The sequence below is a fragment of the Nocardiopsis sp. NRRL B-16309 genome (assembly GCF_001279585.1).
GTDB lineage: Bacteria > Actinomycetota > Actinomycetes > Streptosporangiales > Streptosporangiaceae > Nocardiopsis.
Genome location: NZ_LGEC01000039.1, coordinates 1 through 260, shown reverse-complemented (window position 1 = coordinate 260; position 260 = coordinate 1). Strand labels below are relative to the sequence as shown.

1 protein-coding gene is annotated in these 260 nt (G+C 78.8%); it reads right to left on the bottom strand.

Annotated elements, in window-relative coordinates; translation table 11 throughout:
• The coding region (locus tag ADL05_RS31605; RefSeq protein WP_231640628.1) for a hypothetical protein at window positions 1-260 on the bottom strand (260 nt) is incomplete at both ends.

The window sequence follows — 260 nt, the reverse complement described above, 5'->3', positions numbered from 1 at the left end:
GCAGGGCCCGCACGGACCCCAGACGGGCACACCCGGACAGCAGTTCCCCGGCGCGGCCCCGACCGGCGGCCAGCCCGCCGTCCCCTCCGGACCACAGCACCCGCCCACAGCACCGGGGCAACACGGTCCGCAGGGACCGCTGGGCGCACAGCAGCCCTACTCCTCCCAGGGGCAGCAGGGCCCGCACGGACCCCAGACGGGCACACCCGGACAGCAGTTCCCCGGCGCGGCCCCGACCGGCGGCCAGCCCGCCGTCCCCT